The sequence below is a fragment of the Mesorhizobium sp. 113-3-3 genome, assembly GCF_016756495.1.
In the GTDB taxonomy this organism is placed as follows: domain Bacteria; phylum Pseudomonadota; class Alphaproteobacteria; order Rhizobiales; family Rhizobiaceae; genus Mesorhizobium.
The window spans coordinates 22,861-40,683 of the sequence record NZ_AP023243.1; the positions used below are offsets into that span (position 1 = coordinate 22,861).

The window sequence follows — 17,823 nt, forward strand, 5'->3', positions numbered from 1 at the left end:
TTGTGTGCGATGCGGTTTCACCTCACGCACCAACGGCTTCGTCAGCCGATGCTTCTTCGGCCGCAAGCTCGTCTTCGGAAATCCAGCCGGCCTTGAGACGGGCATTGAGCACCATCTGTTCGGCATCGGCGCGCGAAACACCGTGATTGGCCAGCACGCCCGGATAGACCTTGGTCTCGCCGTCCTTGCGTTCCTTCCAGCCGGTCAGGTCGTCGGCGGCATAGCCGGCGAAATCCTCGACCGTCTTCACGCCGTCCTCGCCGAGCGTCACCATCATGGCGGTGGTGATGCCGGGGATTTCGCGCAACTCGTCCTTGACGCCCAGCGCCTTGCGCTTCTCGTCATGCTCGGCCTCGATCTTCTCGAGGTATTCGCGGGCACGGGTCTGGATTTCGGAAGCGGTGTCTTCGTCGAAACCATCGATCGAGGCGATCTCGCCAGCGTCGACATAGGCGACTTCCTCGACGCTGGTGAAGCCTTCGGAGGCCAGCACCTGGCCGACCATCTCGTCGACATCGAGGGCTTCCATGAACAGCGCCGAACGCTCGACGAATTCCTTCTGGCGGCGCTCGGATTCCTCGGCCTCGGTCAGGATGTCGATATCCCAGCCGGTGAGCTGCGAGGCGAGACGCACGTTCTGGCCGCGGCGGCCGATGGCCAGCGACAGCTGATCGTCGGGAACCACCACTTCGATGCGCTCGGCGTCCTCGTCGAGCACGACCTTGGCGACTTCCGCCGGCTGCAGCGCATTGACGATGAAGGAGGCGGCCGAGGGCGACCACGGAATGATGTCGATCTTCTCGCCCTGCAATTCGCCGACGACGGCCTGGACGCGGCTGCCGCGCATACCGACGCAGGCGCCGACCGGATCGATCGAGGAATCGCGCGAGATGACGGCGATCTTGGCGCGCGAGCCCGGATCGCGGGCGACCGACTTGATCTCGATGATGCCGTCATAGATTTCCGGCACTTCCATGGTGAACAGCTTCGCCATGAACTGCGGATGGGTGCGCGACAGGAAGATCTGCGGGCCGCGCTGCTCGCGACGCACGTCGTAGACATAGGCGCGGACGCGGTCGCCATACTTGTAGTTTTCGCGCGGAATCAGCTCATCGCGGCGGATGATCGCCTCGCCACGGCCGAGATCGACGATGACATTGCCATATTCGACACGCTTGACGGTGCCGTTGACGATCTCGCCGATGCGGTCCTTGTATTCGTCATACTGGCGGTCACGCTCGGCCTCGCGCACTTTCTGCACGATGACCTGCTTGGCCGACTGGGCGGCGATGCGGCCGAAATCCATTGGCGGCAGCTGTTCGGCGATGAAGTCGCCGAGCTGGGCATCCGGATTGCGCTCGCGGGCCGAGGAAATGGCGATCTGGGTCGCGTAGTCGTCGACCTTTTCGACCACTTCCATCAGCCGCTGCAGCTTCATCTCGCCGGTGTTCGGGTTGATGTCGGCGCGGATGTTGGTCTCCTGGCCGTATCGCGAACGCGCCGCCTTCTGGATCGCATCGGCCATGGCGGCGATGACGATCGACTTGTCGATCGACTTTTCACGCGCGACCGCGTCGGCAATCTGCAGCAGTTCAAGTCTGTTGGCGCTTACAACCATGTTTTTTCTCCCGAGCCTGTTTGCCGGACCTTTGCGCCCGGCAGCTCAATCAACTTTCCTGTTCGTGTTCTTCCGTGGCGTCCGCTTCCGCACCCTCGGGCACGTCATCGTCCGGTTCGCCGCGACGTTTCTTGGCTTCCTTGCGCGCCCTGTTGTCCTTCGACAACGCATCGCGGATGAGGTCGTCGGTCAGGATCAGCCGGGTTTCGGCAATGGCGTCGTAAGGCACGCGCACTGTCGGCTCCTCGCCATAGGCCGCCTTGTCGCGCTCGATCAGCACGTCGTTCTCGCCGGCCTCGGCGATCTTGCCCTTGAAGCGCTTGCGATCGGCGACGATGACCGATGTTTCCATCTTCACCAGATGACCGGTCCAGGTCACGAAATCCGATTTGCGCACCAACGGCCGGTCGATGCCGGGCGAAGACACTTCGAGATGATAGGCCTTTTCGATCGGATCATCGACGTCGAGCGCCGGCGACACCGCGCGGCTGACCTCTTCGCAGTCCTCGACGGTCATGGTGCCGTCCTCGCGCTCGGCCATGATCTGCAGCGTCAGCCCGTTCTGGCCGGACAGATGCACCCGCACGAGGCGAAAGCCGATGCCGCGCAGCACCGGTTGGACGATCAGCGCAATGCGCGCATCGATGCCGCTTTCGCGGATGATGCGGTCGTCACCTTCGCTTGCCGTTGCAGTCATCAAGTACCTGTCGTTTCGAACCTATCGGCAGGTAATAAAAAAGAGCGGGACCGGGTGGACCCACTCTTCGTCATACCGACCAAGAATTTGAGGCTGATATAAACCAACATGGCCGGTCTTTCAAGCCCGCCGTGCCGGTTCGGCAAAAGCCCTGACAGCGTCAGCATTGCTCCAGGCGCATGGCCACCATGCGCCAATCCCCCTGTGAGAGCCGGCGGGGCGCTCTTATCTGTTAGCCACGACACGAACAGAAGCGGCGGGCGGTGGCGCGCGAAAGGACAAGATCATGAGCAACCGCAGACTATTTTCCGCCTTGGGCGATCTCTTCACCGCATTCGGCAGCGCGGTCGCCGCGTCGCGCGCCGTGGAAGCCGGCCGCAAGCCGCGCGCCGACGATTTGCGCAAGCTCGGCATGGATCCGGCCATCTTCAACAGGATCGGCCGTTTCTGAAAATCTGGCGAGGATCCTCGAGGCCGCCTATTTCCTGACAAAGGTCAGATAGGCAGGCCGCCGGCCCTCGCGAATGGCCTTCGCCTCGTAACGCGTGCCCGGCCAGCCCTCATAGGGGCGGTGCCAGTCGGCAGCTTCCGCTGCCTGCCATGCGAAGGCGCCATGCGCCCGGCAATGCAGCAAGGTCCAGTTTACATAGGTGTCGATATCGGACGCGAAGCGGAATTTTGAGCCCGGCTTCAGGACGCGCGCGAAACGTTCGAGATTGACCGGACTGACGAAACGCCGCTTCCAGTGCTTCTTCTTCGGCCAGGGATCGGGATAGAGAAGATCGATGCCGTCGAGCGAGGCCGGCGGCAGCCAGTCGAGCAGCCGCGTGGCGTCGTCGTCATGAACCCGCAAATTGGCCAGCGGCCTTGCCCGCACCGCCATCATCATCTTGGCCATGCCGTTGACGAAGGGCTCGACGCCGATGAAGCCGGTCGTCGGCGCCTCGATGGCGCGCTGCAGAAGATGTTCGCCGCCGCCAAAACCGATCTCGAGCCGAACGGTCGAAACTTCAGTCTCGAACAGAGTGCGCAGATCCGACGGCGCGTCAGCCGTCAGGTCGAGCCTATAGGCGTCAAGCCCGCTTTCCAGGGCCGCCGCCTGCGCCGGGCGAACGGGCTTGCCACGCCGACGACCGAAAAAGGCTTCGGTCGCACGGCTTGGCCTGTCTTGCTGGCTCATCGGGCGGCGCGGGATCTGTCGTGGCCTCAGGCCGCGACAGCATCCTTGAGCGCCTTGGCGAGATCGGTCTTTTCCCAGGAGAAAGACCCGTCACGGCCGGCCTTGCGGCCGAAATGGCCGTAAGACGACGTCTTGGCGTAGATCGGCTTGTTGAGGTCGAGATGACGGCGGATGCCTGACGGCGACAGATCCATCACGCTGCGCAGCGCGTCCTCGAGCTTTGCCTCGTCGACCTTGCCGGTGCCGTGCAGGTCGACATAGACCGACAGGGGCTGGGCGACGCCGATGGCGTAGGAAAGCTGGATGGTGCAGCGGTCGGCAAGCTTGGCGGCCACGACATTCTTGGCCAGGTAGCGCGCCGCATAGGCCGCCGAACGGTCGACCTTGGTGGTGTCCTTGCCGGAGAAGGCGCCGCCGCCATGCGGTGCCGCGCCGCCATAGGTGTCGACGATGATCTTGCGGCCGGTGAGGCCGGCGTCCCCGTCCGGGCCGCCGATGACGAACTTGCCGGTCGGGTTGATGTACCACATGCAATCGTCGGCGATCTTGAGATCGCCAAGTGCCTCGCGGATATAGGGTTCCACGACCTTGCGGACCTTCTTGGAGTCCCAGGTCGCGTCGAGATGCTGGGTCGACAGCACGATCTGCGTCGCCTCGGCGGCCTTGCCGTCGATGTAGCGGACGGTGACCTGGCTCTTGGCGTCCGGGCCGAGCTTGCCGGCCTCGCCGTTGTTTTCATGACGGGCGGCGGCCAGCAGTTCGAGGATCTTGTGGCTGTAGTAGATCGGCGCCGGCATCAGGTCCGGCGTCTCGCGGCAGGCATAGCCGAACATGATGCCCTGGTCGCCGGCCCCTTCCTCGCCCTGGCGGTCGGCGGCGTTGTCGACGCCCTGGCCGATGTCGGGCGACTGGCCGTGCAGGAGAACCTCGATCTTGGCCGTCTTCCAGTGGAAGCCCGCCTGCTCGTAGCCGATCTCGCGAATCGCCTTGCGGGCGACGGATTTGAACTTCGCCGGGTTCACGACCGGGTGGCCTGCGGCATCCTTGAGGATGTTGCCGGCCTTGTCCTTCTTCAGCAGCGTCTCGGGGACGCGCACTTCGCCGGCGATGACGACGCGGTTGGTGGTCGCGAGCGTCTCGCAGGCGACACGGACTTTCCACGGGTCCATGCCGGTCTTCTTGGCTTCACGGTAGACCAGGTCGACAATCTCGTCGGAGATCCGGTCGCAGACTTTGTCGGGATGGCCCTCGGCAACGGATTCCGAGGTAAAGAAGTAATTCTGCCGCGTCACGGGTGTCCCCTCTTGAAAAACGATCGGCAGGCTGCCGATTTTGGCGCGCCACGTGTTAGCGGGGCAAAGCGCCGCTCGTCAAGCGTTGCCGCCATCCTGGCACGACTGTCGATGTCGATATCTTGTGCCACCGGCGGCGAATGCCGCCGGTTCGAGGCGCATCGAGGGTCAGTCGAGATCGTCGGCGGCGAGCGACTTCACCAGGTCGATGATCCTGCGGCGCACCTTGACGTCGGCGATCTTGACGAAGGCCCGGTTGAGCTGAAGGCCTTCGGGACTGCCGCAGAATTCGACGGCGAAAGCCATCGACGCATCCTCGGAAAAGCCACGGCCGGCCACCGCTTCCTGGCCCGGCGCGTCCTCGAAGAAGAAGGCGACAGGCACGCCGAGTATGGACGCTATCGCCTGCAGCCGGCTGGCGCCGACGCGATTGGTGCCCTTTTCATATTTCTGGATCTGTTGAAATGTGATGCCGAGATTTTCGCCCAGCTTCTCCTGGCTCATTCCGAGCATGTTGCGGCGAAGTCTGACGCGGCTTCCAACGTGGATGTCGATGGGATTGGGTTTCTTCTTGTTTTCTTCTGTCATTTTTTCCTCGCCGAATTTTTTCGGCTTTGTGATTTTTTTCCTGCCCAAAAAAAGCCGGAGGCGACTGCCCCAACAGACGATCCACCGGCTTCGAGAAATTTTCAGGCGATACAGTATGAGTTTCTAATGTGTCGACTGTCAATTCACCCGTAGCCTTTGCCTTACGTTCAACAGCGCCCCCACCAGCGCAAACAGCAACATGATCAGCATTCCGTTAATGCGCCGCTGGGCCGAGGAAACGACCGCCTGTCCGGCAATCGGCACCTTCACATCAATGGCTCCGCGCGCGTCGATCGCCAACGCATCGACGATGCGTCCGTGTGGATCGACGACGGCCGAGATGCCGTTGTTGGCAGCACGCAGCAAGGGCAATCCGTTCTCCACCGCGCGAATCTGGGCCTGCCTGAAATGCTGATACGGTCCCGGTGTGTCCCCGAACCAGGCATCATTGGTAACGTTCACAATAAGCTGTGCTGACGTAGCGTCAACTGCCACGAGATCGGGAAAGATCACCTCGTAACAGATAAAAGGCAGGGCACGGATGCCGCCCGGCAGCGTGATGGGATGGCGCTCGTTGCCGGCGGCGAACGTCACCGGTCCGGCGACAAGCTGCGCGATGCCGAAACGGTTGAGCAGGTCGGCGAAAGGCAGGTATTCGCCGAACGGCACCAGATGGACCTTGTCGACGGCATCGGCGATTTCGCCCTTGTCGTTGATGGCCACCACGGAATTGTAATAGCGGCTGTCGGTGCCGGCCGCCGAGCCGCCTTCCTCGCGAACGACGCCGGCGATCAGCATCTGGCCGTCGGCCAGCATGTCGCCCAGCGCCGTCAAGGCATCCGGGCGTTCGGTGAAGAGGAACGGCACCGAGGTTTCCGGCCAGACAATGAGCTGCGGCTTGCCGTGACCGGGGTCCGGCGCCTTGGCGGACAGGCCAAGCAAGGTGGCGAAGATGCGGTCGCGCACCGAGGCGTCCCATTTTTCACTGAGGTCGACGGAAGGCTGGACGATGCGGACATCCAGGCTGCGCTCCGCCGGCTTTTCAGGAGCGGCGAGCCTGACATAGCCGAAACCGACATGGGCTGAGGCAAGCAGGACGAACAGTGCGGCGCCCAGGCGAAGATGCCGGCGCGCCGCCAGCAGCGCCGGCAACGCGAAAAGAAACACGGCAAGCGCGTTCATGCCGATCATGCCGGTCACCGAGACGCTCTGCATGAGAAGAGGCACCGGCATTGCCGCGTAGCCGACGGCATTCCAGGGAAAACCGGTGAACAGGAAGCCGCGCAGCCACTCGGTCAGTCCGAAACCGAAGGCAAGGGCGGCGATGCGGCCGATATCGCTGCTCCACAGGAGCCGGGCGACCATCGTGGCGAAGCCGTAGAAAAAGGCGAGCGCGAACGGAATGCCGACCACGGCGAAGGGAAGCGCCCAGGCAAACTCGTCGGCCTCGACGAGCAGCGCCGAGCCGATCCACCAGAGACCGGCGAGGAAATAGCCGAAGCCGAACCACCAGCCGACGGCGAAGGCCGGCCGCAATCGCCGAAACAGGCTACCCGAGGCTTCGCCGGTCGCGCCATCGAGCAGCCACACCAGCAACGGAAACGAAATGAAGCAGGCGGCGAAGAAATCGTAGGGCGCCTGGCCAAGCACCGCCAGTGCTCCAGCCAGAAAGGCCACGAGCGCACGCCGCCAACCCCAAAGCAGAATTATCCGGCCGGCCAGGCGCTCCATGCATACTTCCGAGTCGCGCGAATCAGGACGCAAGATTTATCAGGCCGCGGCCCGCGCTCCAAACGCCGACCTGCCAGTCGCAATGACCCGATCACCCTCTATCGATGCCAGCCCTCGATGCTGAGACCACTCAACCGCTCGGCCTCTTCGCGGGAAACGGAACGGATGGGCTGGCTGAAGGTCCAGACATGGCCCTCGGGATCACGGGCCCGGTACTGGCGTTCGCCGTAGAACTGGTCCGTCGGCTCCTGGATTATGTCGGCGCCGGCCGCCCGCGCCCGTTCGCAATGCGCATCCAGGCCGTCCTTGAGCCTGACATAGACAGACTGCGTGTTCTTGCCCGAGACCGAAGCCGGGCTCGCGACGTAATCGCTCCATTCGGAATCGACGATGATGGTGCAGTCGCCGTACCGCATCTCGGCGTGGACAAGCTTTCCGTCGGCATCGCTGACCACCATGCTGCGTTCGAAGCCGAAAGCCGCTTCGAGCCACGCCAGTGCTGCGCGAGGATCCCTGCAGAAGACACCGGACCCCAGGCTTGAGTGCTTGAATGGGTCGTCCACCGTCATCGGCAGCGGAAACTCAGGCCTGTTCGGTGCGCGCGGTGGCGCGCCGGCGGCGTTCGCCCTTCTGGCTCTGCACGATGCGCACGCGCTTGACGCGGCGCGGATCGGCATCGAGCACGTGGAACTCGAAGCCTGGAATGGCCTGCACCACCTCGCCCCGCGCCGGCACGCGGCCGAGCGTGTTGAAGATCATGCCGCCGATCGTATCGACATATTCGCCATGTTCGCCGGCGGCGAAATCCTCGCCGATCATCTTGGCGACCTCGTCGATCTCGGCCTTGCCGTCGACGATGAAGACGCCGTCACCAGCCTGGGTGATCATCGGCTCGTCATCGTCATGCTCGTCCTCGATGTCGCCGACGACCATTTCGACGATGTCCTCGAGCGAGACAAGTCCGTCGGTGCCGCCATATTCATCGATGACCAGCGCCATCTGCGTGCGCGTCGTCTGCATGCGGCCCATCAGGTCGGAAGCAAGCATCGAGGGCGGCACGAACAGAACCTGGCGGATCAGATTGAGCTCGCCGATGGTGCGCGCTAGGTCGACCTGGGCAAGATCAAGCTGCGTCGCGACGGGCGTCTTCCTGGTCGTGCGGCCCTTCTTGACGCGCGCGAGCTTGGTGATGTGAGCGAGCACGTCGCGGATATGGACCATGCCGCGCGGATCATCGAGCGTCTCGGAATAGACCGGCATGCGGGAATGGCCGGACTGTTCGAACGTGCCCAGGAGGTCGCCGAGCGTCGTGGTGATCTCGACCGCCTCGATGTCGGCGCGCGGCACCATGACGTCCTCGACGCGCACCTCGCGCAGCCGCAGGATGTTGTTGAGCATGGCGCGCTCGCCAGGCGAGAAGGATTCGGCATCGCTCGCCGTTTCGGCCAGCGCGCCGGCGATTTCCTCGCGCAGGCTGGTGCCGTTGCGTTGCCGAAACAGGCCCAAAACACGGTCGAACAGGGACGGTCCGGCAGGCGAAGGCTCGCTGGCAGCGCTGCCGGTTACGGTACTCGGACTTGATCCCTCTTCCGACGTGTCGGAAGCCTTGGGCGCACTGCCGGCGTCGGGGCGGGCGGCAGTCTCTGGTTTGTCGTTCATCGTCGTCCGGTCAATTGTCAGATGTAGTTACGCGTAGGGATCGGGAATGGCAAGCCTTGCGAGCGCTGCGCGCTCGATGGCTTCCATCTCCTCGGCCTCGGCGTCGGTCTCGTGATCATGGCCCAGCAAATGCAGCAGGCCGTGGATGACGAGATGGGTGATATGGTTCTGCACGGGCTTGTCTTCCAGAGCCGCTTCGCGTGAAACCGTCTCAGCGGCGAGCACGATATCGCCCAGCATCGGCGGCAGTGGCCCACCTTCCACAAACGGAAAAGCCGGGAAAGACAAGACGTTGGTGGGTTTGTCCTTGCCGCGCCATTCGGCGTTGAGGATCCGGATATGGGCGTCGTCGGAAAAAACGACGCTGAGCTCGGAATGGCCCGTCACGCCGGTCTCGGCGAAAGCAGCGCTAACCGCGCGATCGACCAGCCGCGTCAGGCTGGCCTCATCGGGCCAGTCACCCGCTTCGACCGATATATCGATGTCGACGGGGAGACCCCCGTCGCCGGATAAATTGTCCTCAGGCATGAAGCCGCGTCGTCAAAATCAATTCTCGGCGCCGAGGCCGCGCGCCAGCTTGGCGTCGCGGTCATAAGCCCTGACGATTTCCGCCACCAGCGGATGGCGAACGACGTCGACATCGTTGAAGCGTACGGTGACCGCGCCGGCCACACCGTCAAGGACACGCAGTGCTTCGACCAGGCCCGATTTGGTGCTCGGCGGAAGGTCGATCTGCGTCGGATCGCCGGTGACGATCATGCGCGAGTTCTCGCCGAGACGCGTCAGGAACATCTTCATCTGCATCGGCGTGGTGTTCTGCGCCTCGTCGAGGATGACAGCGGCATGCGCCAGCGTGCGGCCGCGCATGAAGGCGAGCGGCGCGATTTCAATGACTTCCGCGGCAATGGCGCGCTCGACCTTGTCGGCCGGCATCATGTCGTAGAGCGCGTCATAGAGCGGCCGCAGATAGGGATCGACCTTTTCCTTCATGTCGCCCGGCAGGAAGCCCAGCCGCTCACCGGCCTCGACGGCCGGTCGAGACAGGATGATGCGCTCGACCATGCCGCGCTCGAGCAGCATCGCAGCATGCGCCACCGCCAGATAGGTCTTGCCGGTGCCGGCCGGACCGATGCCGAACACCAGTTCAGACCGCTCCAGCGCCCGCATATAGGCGTCCTGGTTCAGCGAACGGGCATAAATGGTCTTCTTGCGGGTGGCGATCTGGGCGGCGGAGACCTTGCCCTTGCGCTCCAGCGTCGGCAGCGTCAGCTGATCGTCGGCTGCGACCGCCATGCGCACGGCGCCATCGACGTCGGACTGGCCGATATCGACGCCCTTCTGCAGAATCCCGTAGAGGTTGTCCAAGGCGCGGCGCGCCTGTTCGGCGGCTGAAGCCGACCCCTTGATGGTCAACTGGTTGCCGCGCGAGCGGATGTCGACGCCGAGCTTCTGCTCGAGCCGGGCGAGGTTCTCGTCGAACTGACCGTAAAGGGCGCTGGCAAGCTTGTTGTTGTCGAAAGTCAGAACGATGTGCGCCATGTCAGAAGCCCCAGATGCCGGTACCGGGGGCAGGTTCTTCAGCTCTGCTGCGCTCAACCGTCTCTCCTCATCTGCCGAGACCATCAGGCCAATTCGGCGAACAGGCTATTGTAGCCCGTCTTCGTGATTCGCACCTGGATAATGTCACCGATTTCGCCGGCCTTTTCATCAACAATAACCGGCTGCAGCCAAGGTGAGCGGCCGACCTTCTGGCCGGCCTGTCGGCCAGGCTTCTCGATCAGCGTGTCGATGGTGCTGCCGACCAGGCTCGAACCGAAATCCTGCTGCTGCTTCAAGAGCAGTGCCTGCAGGCGCTGCAAGCGCTCGTCCTTGACCGTTTCGGGCACATGATCGGCCATTTCGGCGCCCGGCGTGCCGGGGCGCGGCGAGTATTTGAACGAAAAGGCCGAGGCGTAGTTCACCTGGCGCACCAGTTCCATGGTCGCCTCGAAATCGGCCTCCGTCTCGCCGGGGAAGCCGACGATGAAGTCGCCGGACAGCGCGATATCGGGCCGGGCAGTGCGGATCCGGTCGAGCAGCGCCAGATAATCCCTGGCCGTATGCCTGCGGTTCATCGCCTTGAGAATGCGGTCGGACCCCGATTGCACCGGCAGATGCAGATAGGGCATCAGCGACGGCAGGTCGCGGTGGGCTGCGATCAGTTCGTCGTCCATGTCGCGCGGATGGCTGGTGGTGTAGCGCAGGCGCGCCAGGCCGGGAATTTCGGCCAGCCGGAACAGCAGGCGGCCAAGGCCCCATTCCTCGCCATTGTCGCCCTGGCCGTGCCAGGCATTGACGTTCTGGCCAAGCAGCGTCACCTCGCGCACGCCGGCATCGGCCAGACGCTCAGCCTCCGCGACGATCTGCGCCACCGGACGCGACACTTCCGAGCCCCTGGTATAGGGCACGACGCAGAAGGTGCAGAACTTGTCGCAGCCTTCCTGCACGGTGAGGAAGGCGGTGACGCCGCGCTTGATGACCTCGGCGCGCTTTGGCTGCGGCAGATGCTCGAACTTGTCCTCGATGGCGTAGTCGGTCTCGACGATCTTCTCGCCGCCGCGCACCCGCGCCAGCACGTCGGGCAGACGGTGATAGGTCTGCGGGCCGATGACCAGGTCGACGGCCGGCGAGCGCCTGATGATCTCGGCGCCTTCGGCCTGCGCCACGCAGCCGGCGACGCCGATCAGCATTTCGCGGCCGGCACTCGCGCGTTCCGCCTTCATGTCGCGGATGCGGCCGAGCTCGGAATAGACCTTTTCGGCCGCCTTCTCCCTGATATGGCAGGTGTTGAGCAGGACCAGGTCGGCCTCGTCGATGGCATCGGTCGCGGTGTAGCCGTCGGCGGCCAGCGCATCGCCCATGCGCTGTGAATCATAGACGTTCATCTGGCAGCCATAGGTCTTGATGAAGACCTTCTTCGCTGCCGTGGCGCGCGCCGCCGGCTCTCCGGCCGGGGCGCCAATGTTGTCGTTTTCGATCGTGTTCAAGTCCATCCGGCGGCTTCTAGCGCCTTTCCGTGACAAAAAACAGACGATTCTCGGCACACAACCGCAGGCGTTGGGCTTGGGCTAGCGGCTCGGGCGCGGATCGGCGAGTGCCGCCTGCATCATCTCGCGCACCTGGCCTTCCATCAGCCTGGCCGTTTCCTTGCGGTTCGTGCCCTTGGCAAAGGCGATCGGCTCGCCGAAATGCACCTCGACGTCGAGCGCGCCTTCCGCCATCAGCACCTTGAGATGCGGCATCAGATCCTCGTCGCCGATCCAGGCCGATATCGGCCGGTGGCGGCGGCCGAGCGGCACGCCATGCAGGCGCGTATAGGCAATCGCCACCGGCTGGATGAACACCTGCTCGGCCGCGCCCTCCGAAATCGCCATCGAGGCGGCGCCGAACAGCGTACTCTTGAAGGGCAGGACGGCATTGCCGTCACCGGTCGACCCCTCGGCGAACAGCACCATGGCATCGCCCTTGGCCATGCGGCTGGCGATCTCGCTTGCCTGGTCGCCGGACGAACGCTTGCGTTCGCGCTCGATGAAGACGGTGCGCTGCAGCTTCGACAGCATGCCGATCAGCGGCCAGCCTTCCATATCAGCCCTGGCGATGAATTTCACATCGGCAAAGGAGCCCAGCACCATGATGTCGGTCCAGGAGATGTGGTTTGCGGCAACCAGCAGAGGCCTTTTGTCGGACAGCGCCCCATTGACGTGGACGCGCATGCCGAGCGCCCTGAGGATCAGCCTGTGCCAGACCTTGAGAATGACGGTTTCCGGCCACCAGCCAGTCTTCATCGACAGGATCTGCAACGGCACAAGAACCAGCGAACCGGCGACGACAAGGCCCAGGGCCAGGAAAATCCTGATTTTTCCGATCATTTCGTCCTGGTCCTACCCGATCTCTCGCTAGCGAAGATCGCGGCGCATGACAAGCGCGCCGGTCGGCCCACGATCGGGCGACCTGTAGTAATCCGGCCGCTTGCCGACTTCGCGGAAGCCCAGCCGGCGGTAGAGGGCGATCGCGGCGACATTGGTCTCGTCGACCTCGAGGAACAGCGCTTCGGCGCGCTGCACATGCAGTTCGCGCAGCACCGCATCCATCAACTGCCAGCCCAGTCCCTGGCGCCGGTGCGATCGCGCCACCGCGACTGTCAGGATCTCGCCCTCGCCGGCGGCCAGACGGGCCAGAACGAAGCCGACGGGCGGCTTGGCGCCCTGCCCGGTCTCGCGCGCGGCGTAGCCGAAGACGGTGTCCTGCTCGAGCAGGGCTGCGAATTCGCCATCAGTCCACGGACGGACGAAATCCTCGCGATGCAGCACCGAGACCGCGGGGCTGTCGGTGATCCTGAGCGGCTCGAGAGCATAGTCCCGACGACGCGGCTGGAGAAAAGGTATGCGCATTAATTCGGTTGCCTCGAAAGAATAAATCCGGCCTGCGGCTTTGCATCCGCGCCGCGCAGGTAAAGTGGTTTCGGCCTTTCGCCCTCGCCTTTGGCGGCAGCCAGACGGGCGTAGGTGAGAATATCAGCGGTCGGCGCCTGAGGCCCGATATCGGAAAGTCGGCCCACCAACGCGGCGATCTGTGCCGCCGCAGTGCCGGCAAGCACCGCAGAGGCTTCGCTCGCCAAGGCACTGGCTTCCGGCAGTGTCGCCACCGCCGGACCGTAAGTCAAAACTAACGCTTTATCGTAGAGCGCTGCATGGATTTCGTCGCGGCCGGCATCGAGCGCCGCCAGCACGGCACGGCCGGGAAATGCCACCGCGGCCTCGGCGGCCAGCGCTTCGAGCGTCGTCACGCCGATCGCCGGAATTTTCAACGCCAGCGCCAGGCCGCGTGCGGTCGAGACACCGACGCGCAGACCGGTGAAGGAACCGGGGCCGACGGAAACGGCAATGGCGCCAAGACCCGGATAGTCAGTTTCGCCCGCCTTCAGCGCCTCGGCGATGACGGCCATCAGGTGCTCGGCATGGCCCTTGCCGAGATCGAGCACCGCGCGGCCAAGCTCCCGCCCGGCCGCCACGTCGTAGACGCAGGCGGCGCAGAGGCTGGCGGCACAGTCGATGGCAAGCACTTTCATGAAGCAACCGGTTCCGAGAAACACCTCCCTGTGCCCGCCAAGGCGCGCCACCGCAAGCATAATTTGTTAAGCGGCTTCGGTTCCGCCAGCGCGCGCTGTCAGACCTGTTCGATGCGCAGCATGTGGTTGTCCCAGACATAGTCCGGTTCCACCCGTGTCGCGCCGCTGCCCTCGATGATCTCACCGGCGCCGGTGGTGGCCATGAAGCCCGATCCATCCGGCGCCAGGCCGCAGACCTCGACCAGCGCGCTGGTCGAGACGACCCGGCCGCTGGCGGCGTCGATCACGACAAGCGAATTGCCTTCCGGCGACGAGACGGCGACGGTGCCGGCTGTCGCATTGGCGGCGACCGAGCCGATATAGTTGCGGAAGCCGGACAATACGTCCTGCGGCATGTCGAGAAGCTGCAACTCCTTGCCGCGCGCGGCGCGGCCGACCAGCAGCGGACGATCGGTGCCCGGCCCCCGATACTGGCAGCCGAACCAGACTGTGCCGGATGGGTCGGTGTCCATATGGCGGATCGACAGCTGGTGCAGGGAAGCCGGCAATTCATGCTTTTCGATGAGGTCGCCGGTGACGCGGTCTATGAGCACATAGGACGGCTTCATGGTGGCGATGTTGAGCTCGGCGCGGCCATAGTCGGGATGGGTCTCGATGCCGCCATTGGCGACCGCGATCGTCCGGCCGTCGCCCATGAGCAGAAGCTCGTGCGGCCCCATGCCATAGGTCGGGAATTCGCCGATGCGGCTGAATTTCGCCCGCGCATCGTAGACGCCGACGACGCCGGCCGCGTTGTCGAAATCATTCTCCGTGGCATAGAGCAGCGCGCCGTCGGGCGAGAACATGCCGTGACCGAAGAAATGTCGGCCGGTGATGCTGGCGATGGTCTGCGGGGCATCGCGCCCGGTGTGGTCGAACACCACGGCGAAGGTACCGGGCTGGCGGGCGAAGACCACCGAGCGTTTCGATATGGGATCGAAGGTGACGTCATGGCCGCGATCGGGCAGGTCGATCGCATGCAGCACCTTGCCGGCCTCCGACAGGACGGCAGCGCCAAAACCGCCGTCACGCTTGACGAAAGCGGTGGCGAAGACGGCGTCGGCAGCAAGCGTCTTCGCCCAGGCAGACGGCGTCATTGCGGCGACGAAGCCGATGCCCGCGGCTCTCAGGAAATCCCGGCGATCGATCAGCGGCGTACGCATGCTCTCTCTACTCTTCTTGAGCATGATCGTTTCCGAAAACCGGCTTCCACTTTTCGGGATCATGCTCAGTCCCCATCCAGCGACGAAAAGCCGGCGGTCAGCCCGAATTCGGCGGTCAGCCTGGTGCCGATGAGGGTCGACAGGCTGGAGCTGATCAGCGCGAAATGCTCGAGCTTCTCGCGCTGCGACGGGTCGGCGAGCGTCTTGTCGATGGGACCCTGGATCGATTTCGCGGTGGCGACGCCGTTGACCAGCTGGATGTGGATGGATTCCGCCATCCAGCGCGCACCGGGCGGCAGCGCATCGCCAAGCTTCGAGGCCTGGAACAGCGCATCGATGCCGGCGAGATTTCCGGCCAGCGCATTGGCGGTGTTTTGCGACCGCCAGTAGATCGCCTGTTTCGGCTTGTCCGCCTCGGCCTTGCCGCCAAGGAAACCTTTCAGGCGGACATCCCTCACCATCTCCAGCTCGTTGATGAAGACACCGACCAGCTCGGTCACCGCTTCGTTGCCGTCGCGGTAGAGCGGGTTCTGCGGCCCCGGATTGGCCCAGAGCACGGCAAAGCCGTCCGGCTTGTTCCAGGCGGCGCTGACCTCACCAGCCATGGTTTCGATGTTGCCGGCAACCGCCGCGCCATAGGCGCAGCGATAGGGATCGTCCTTGCCCGACAGCGCGTCGGCGCCGTCGCCGAAAAGCACGAATTCCAGCGCGCCGAGCCCCTGCATGGCGACGCTCTTGCCGGCGAGCTGTGCAGGATCGGTGGCGGTCGGGTCCTTGTCCGACAGCGCCGCCTGCACCTGTTTGAGGCCGATGCTCTTGCGATCCGGCCAATAGAGGATGCGCTCCAGCCGATTGTTCTCCTTGATCGGCCCGAAACCGATGATTTCGGCCGACGACCAGGAATAGACCGTGGCCGAAAACTCGGCCCGCGCCGCGTCGAGTTCCCCTGGCGAGGGCGCCTCGCAAAGCGTGTGCATCGCCTTCGTCAGGGTTTCGGCATGCCGGTCCAGGTCGGCATAGGCCGGGCGGACAAAACCGTCGATCGCCCGCTGGATGATGTCGGAAGCTTTCACCGCCGCCGAGGCCGGGAAAACGCCGAGCAGAGCCAGCGGCAGAACGAGAACCAGTGCAGGGCGCTTCAGCATCACAGTGACTCCAGGAATTTGACCAGCGCATCGCGCTCGGCCGCATTGGCGGCGGCAAAGCGGTCGCGCGCCTTTTGCGCCTCGCCACCATGCCACAGGATCGCCTCGGTCAAGCTGCGCGCGCGGCCGTCGTGCAGAAAGAAGGAATTGCCGTTGACGGTCTCGGTGAGGCCGATGCCCCACAGCGGCGGGGTGCGCCACTCGCTGCCCGTCGCATCGCCCACCGCCTGCCCATCGGCCAGATCGGGACCCATGTCGTGCAGCAGGAAGTCGGAATACGGCCAGATCAGCTGGAAGGCCTGCGCCTTGTCAGGCGCATCGCGGCGGGTGACGAATTTCGGCGTGTGGCAGGCAACGCAGCCGATCTCGTAGAAGAGCTGCTTGCCGGCGAGCACCTCAGGCACGGCGAGGTCACGGCGCGCCGGCACGGCCAGGTTCTGCGAATAGAAGGTGACGAGATCCATCACCGGCGGTGGCGCTTCGACCGGACCGAGGCGCGCCTGCACGCCATTCGGCATTGCGAGGCATTCTGCTTCTGCAGCGCTGCAGTCGCCCCAGTGTCTTGGTTCTTCCGGCGTCGAGATGCCGATATCGCCGGCGAAGGCATCCGCCGCCTGCTGACGGATCGTCGCGGTCTGCGCCTTCCAGCCGAAACGGCCAAGCGTCAATTCGCCAGTCAGCCCCTCACGCACGATGTTCGCCTTGCCGGAAATGCCATCACCGTCCAAATCGTCCGGATCGGCATGGGCCAGAATATCAGCCGGCGCGATCTGCTCGATCAGGCCTAGGCCGATCATCGGCGGCGTCAGGCGCGGCGACAGCGTGGTGCGCGGATCGAGCGGCCCATAGGCGAGATCGGCGACGGAGTAGCTGGGCTTGCGCAGGGAAACCATCGTGCCGTCCGCCAGCGTCGCCTGCCGTTCCTGATAGTCGACATGCATCCGGCCCTCGCCTCGCAAGCCGGGCACGGCCAGTTCCTGCAACTGCGTGCCATAGACCGGGTCGGGAAAATTGAGCATCTGGTGGTCGGCAAGAGCCGACTTTTCCTCGGCGCTGCTGGCGTCGCGCGCCAGCCGCAGGAACATCGAAGTGGAGCCGGTGACGCCTTGCGGCGGGCGGCCGCGGCCGTCCTTCAGATGGCAGTTCTGGCAGGCGCGTTCGTTGAACAGCGGACCAAGCCCGTCCGACGCCTGCGTCGAGGATGGCGACGACACCCAGTTCTTGCGGAACAAGGCGTTGCCGAGCTTGAAAGTGCCCTCTTCCTCGAAGGTGATGTTGGCCGAGGATTGCGAGAAGGACTCACGGCTGATGTCCTTCCGTGACGTGCCGGCGCCGCCTTGCATCAGTTCGAACGGCTCGGGCTTGGAGAAATCCGTGGTCGGCCTGGTGACGGCGGTGACGCGCGCCTGATCCTTGGCATCGAGGTCGATGCGCGTGGTGGCGAGGCCAGCTGGCTGAATCTCGCCGGCAATCGCGGACGATGTGAGCGCCAGCACGAGAATGGCGTAGCGCCGACCAGCCGATCCGGCTGGTCTTCTCGGGAGAAGCGGCGAGCCGTCGGCCCGCCGCAAGCGGCGCAGGAGTTCTAGCAGGCGCCGCATTCC

The 17,823-nt window shown here is 64.3% G+C and carries 18 protein-coding genes; 1 reads left to right on the forward strand and 17 read right to left on the reverse strand.

Annotated elements, in window-relative coordinates:
• Positions 1–22: 22 nt before the first annotated feature.
• Complete coding sequence (gene nusA, locus JG746_RS00110) at positions 23–1,618, reverse strand: transcription termination factor NusA (protein ID WP_202356336.1); 1,596 nt, start codon at positions 1,616–1,618, stop codon at positions 23–25.
• A 49-nt stretch (positions 1,619–1,667) separates the two neighbouring features.
• Entirely contained in the window at positions 1,668–2,315 is a 648-nt protein-coding gene (gene rimP / locus JG746_RS00115; protein ID WP_010913319.1) for a ribosome maturation factor RimP, read from the reverse strand.
• Between the two features lie 286 nt (positions 2,316–2,601).
• Here rimP and JG746_RS00120 point away from each other — a divergent pair, with 286 nt between their 5' ends.
• Positions 2,602–2,766 (forward strand): hypothetical protein, encoded by a 165-nt coding sequence (locus JG746_RS00120; RefSeq protein WP_096453312.1) that lies wholly within the window; start codon positions 2,602–2,604, stop codon positions 2,764–2,766.
• 27 nt (positions 2,767–2,793) lie between these two features.
• Here the strand turns inward: JG746_RS00120 and trmB are convergent, their stop codons facing one another.
• From trmB to JG746_RS00195, 15 genes are all read right to left on the reverse strand, one after another.
• Positions 2,794–3,495 (reverse strand): tRNA (guanine(46)-N(7))-methyltransferase TrmB, encoded by a 702-nt coding sequence (gene trmB, locus JG746_RS00125; protein ID WP_202356337.1) that lies wholly within the window; start codon positions 3,493–3,495, stop codon positions 2,794–2,796.
• Positions 3,496–3,521: 26 nt separating this feature from the next.
• A complete protein-coding gene (gene metK, locus JG746_RS00130; RefSeq protein WP_056569917.1) occupies positions 3,522–4,787 on the reverse strand; it encodes a methionine adenosyltransferase in 1,266 nt (421 codons plus the stop codon).
• A 168-nt stretch (positions 4,788–4,955) separates the two neighbouring features.
• The gene (locus JG746_RS00135) at positions 4,956–5,375 is read right to left on the reverse strand and encodes a helix-turn-helix domain-containing protein (RefSeq protein ID WP_027032979.1); all 420 of its coding nucleotides are present in this window, start codon (positions 5,373–5,375) and stop codon (positions 4,956–4,958) included.
• 138 nt (positions 5,376–5,513) lie between these two features.
• Entirely contained in the window at positions 5,514–7,106 is a 1,593-nt protein-coding gene (gene lnt, locus JG746_RS00140; protein WP_202356338.1) for an apolipoprotein N-acyltransferase, read from the reverse strand.
• A gap of 98 nt (positions 7,107–7,204) precedes the next feature.
• Positions 7,205–7,675, reverse strand: coding sequence for a VOC family protein (locus JG746_RS00145; protein WP_202356339.1), 471 nt, complete (start codon positions 7,673–7,675; stop codon positions 7,205–7,207).
• Positions 7,676–7,688: 13 nt separating this feature from the next.
• A complete protein-coding gene (locus JG746_RS00150) occupies positions 7,689–8,765 on the reverse strand; it encodes a hemolysin family protein (protein WP_202356340.1) in 1,077 nt (358 codons plus the stop codon).
• A 27-nt stretch (positions 8,766–8,792) separates the two neighbouring features.
• Entirely contained in the window at positions 8,793–9,293 is a 501-nt protein-coding gene (gene ybeY / locus JG746_RS00155) for an rRNA maturation RNase YbeY (protein ID WP_202356341.1), read from the reverse strand.
• Positions 9,294–9,311: 18 nt separating this feature from the next.
• Positions 9,312–10,304 carry a PhoH family protein gene (locus JG746_RS00160; protein WP_019863063.1) on the reverse strand — a complete coding sequence of 331 codons (993 nt, stop codon included), beginning with the start codon at positions 10,302–10,304 and terminating at the stop codon, positions 9,312–9,314.
• An 83-nt stretch (positions 10,305–10,387) separates the two neighbouring features.
• Complete coding sequence (gene miaB / locus JG746_RS00165; RefSeq protein ID WP_202356342.1) at positions 10,388–11,797, reverse strand: tRNA (N6-isopentenyl adenosine(37)-C2)-methylthiotransferase MiaB; 1,410 nt, start codon at positions 11,795–11,797, stop codon at positions 10,388–10,390.
• Between the two features lie 75 nt (positions 11,798–11,872).
• Positions 11,873–12,673 carry a lysophospholipid acyltransferase family protein gene (locus tag JG746_RS00170; RefSeq protein WP_202356343.1) on the reverse strand — a complete coding sequence of 267 codons (801 nt, stop codon included), beginning with the start codon at positions 12,671–12,673 and terminating at the stop codon, positions 11,873–11,875.
• Between the two features lie 27 nt (positions 12,674–12,700).
• Complete coding sequence (gene rimI, locus JG746_RS00175; RefSeq protein WP_202356344.1) at positions 12,701–13,195, reverse strand: ribosomal protein S18-alanine N-acetyltransferase; 495 nt, start codon at positions 13,193–13,195, stop codon at positions 12,701–12,703.
• Positions 13,195–13,872, reverse strand: a complete 678-nt coding sequence (gene tsaB, locus JG746_RS00180) for a tRNA (adenosine(37)-N6)-threonylcarbamoyltransferase complex dimerization subunit type 1 TsaB (protein ID WP_202356345.1) — start codon at positions 13,870–13,872, stop codon at positions 13,195–13,197. Before tsaB ends, rimI begins: the two co-directional genes overlap by 1 nt.
• A 98-nt stretch (positions 13,873–13,970) precedes the next feature.
• On the reverse strand, positions 13,971–15,074 hold the full coding sequence (locus JG746_RS00185) for a DUF1513 domain-containing protein (RefSeq protein WP_202359215.1): 1,104 nt from the start codon (positions 15,072–15,074) through the stop codon (positions 13,971–13,973).
• A 65-nt stretch (positions 15,075–15,139) separates the two neighbouring features.
• Positions 15,140–16,219: an imelysin family protein gene (locus tag JG746_RS00190; RefSeq protein WP_202356346.1), complete on the reverse strand. Its 1,080-nt coding sequence runs from the start codon at positions 16,217–16,219 to the stop codon at positions 15,140–15,142.
• Positions 16,219–17,820: a di-heme oxidoreductase family protein gene (locus tag JG746_RS00195; protein WP_202356347.1), complete on the reverse strand. Its 1,602-nt coding sequence runs from the start codon at positions 17,818–17,820 to the stop codon at positions 16,219–16,221. Before JG746_RS00195 ends, JG746_RS00190 begins: the two co-directional genes overlap by 1 nt.
• Positions 17,821–17,823 lie beyond the last annotated feature (3 nt).

Bases quoted from the DNA above. Each gene is read 5' to 3' on its own strand.
- trmB (WP_202356337.1), bottom strand. From the start codon at position 3,495: ATGAGCCAGCAAGACAGGCCAAGCCGTGCGACCGAAGCCTTTTTCGGT.
- miaB (WP_202356342.1), bottom strand. From the start codon at position 11,797: ATGGACTTGAACACGATCGAAAACGACAACATTGGCGCCCCGGCCGGA.
- JG746_RS00160 (WP_019863063.1), bottom strand. From the start codon at position 10,304: ATGGCGCACATCGTTCTGACTTTCGACAACAACAAGCTTGCCAGCGCC.
- rimI (WP_202356344.1), bottom strand. From the start codon at position 13,195: ATGCGCATACCTTTTCTCCAGCCGCGTCGTCGGGACTATGCTCTCGAG.
- JG746_RS00185 (WP_202359215.1), bottom strand. From the start codon at position 15,074: ATGCGTACGCCGCTGATCGATCGCCGGGATTTCCTGAGAGCCGCGGGC.
- tsaB (WP_202356345.1), bottom strand. From the start codon at position 13,872: ATGAAAGTGCTTGCCATCGACTGTGCCGCCAGCCTCTGCGCCGCCTGC.
- JG746_RS00150 (WP_202356340.1), bottom strand. From the start codon at position 8,765: ATGAACGACAAACCAGAGACTGCCGCCCGCCCCGACGCCGGCAGTGCG.
- JG746_RS00135 (WP_027032979.1), bottom strand. From the start codon at position 5,375: ATGACAGAAGAAAACAAGAAGAAACCCAATCCCATCGACATCCACGTT.
- lnt (WP_202356338.1), bottom strand. From the start codon at position 7,106: ATGGAGCGCCTGGCCGGCCGGATAATTCTGCTTTGGGGTTGGCGGCGT.
- JG746_RS00170 (WP_202356343.1), bottom strand. From the start codon at position 12,673: ATGATCGGAAAAATCAGGATTTTCCTGGCCCTGGGCCTTGTCGTCGCC.
- rimP (WP_010913319.1), bottom strand. From the start codon at position 2,315: ATGACTGCAACGGCAAGCGAAGGTGACGACCGCATCATCCGCGAAAGC.
- JG746_RS00120 (WP_096453312.1), top strand. From the start codon at position 2,602: ATGAGCAACCGCAGACTATTTTCCGCCTTGGGCGATCTCTTCACCGCA.
- ybeY (WP_202356341.1), bottom strand. From the start codon at position 9,293: ATGCCTGAGGACAATTTATCCGGCGACGGGGGTCTCCCCGTCGACATC.
- JG746_RS00190 (WP_202356346.1), bottom strand. From the start codon at position 16,219: ATGCTGAAGCGCCCTGCACTGGTTCTCGTTCTGCCGCTGGCTCTGCTC.
- nusA (WP_202356336.1), bottom strand. From the start codon at position 1,618: ATGGTTGTAAGCGCCAACAGACTTGAACTGCTGCAGATTGCCGACGCG.
- JG746_RS00195 (WP_202356347.1), bottom strand. From the start codon at position 17,820: ATGCGGCGCCTGCTAGAACTCCTGCGCCGCTTGCGGCGGGCCGACGGC.
- JG746_RS00145 (WP_202356339.1), bottom strand. From the start codon at position 7,675: ATGACGGTGGACGACCCATTCAAGCACTCAAGCCTGGGGTCCGGTGTC.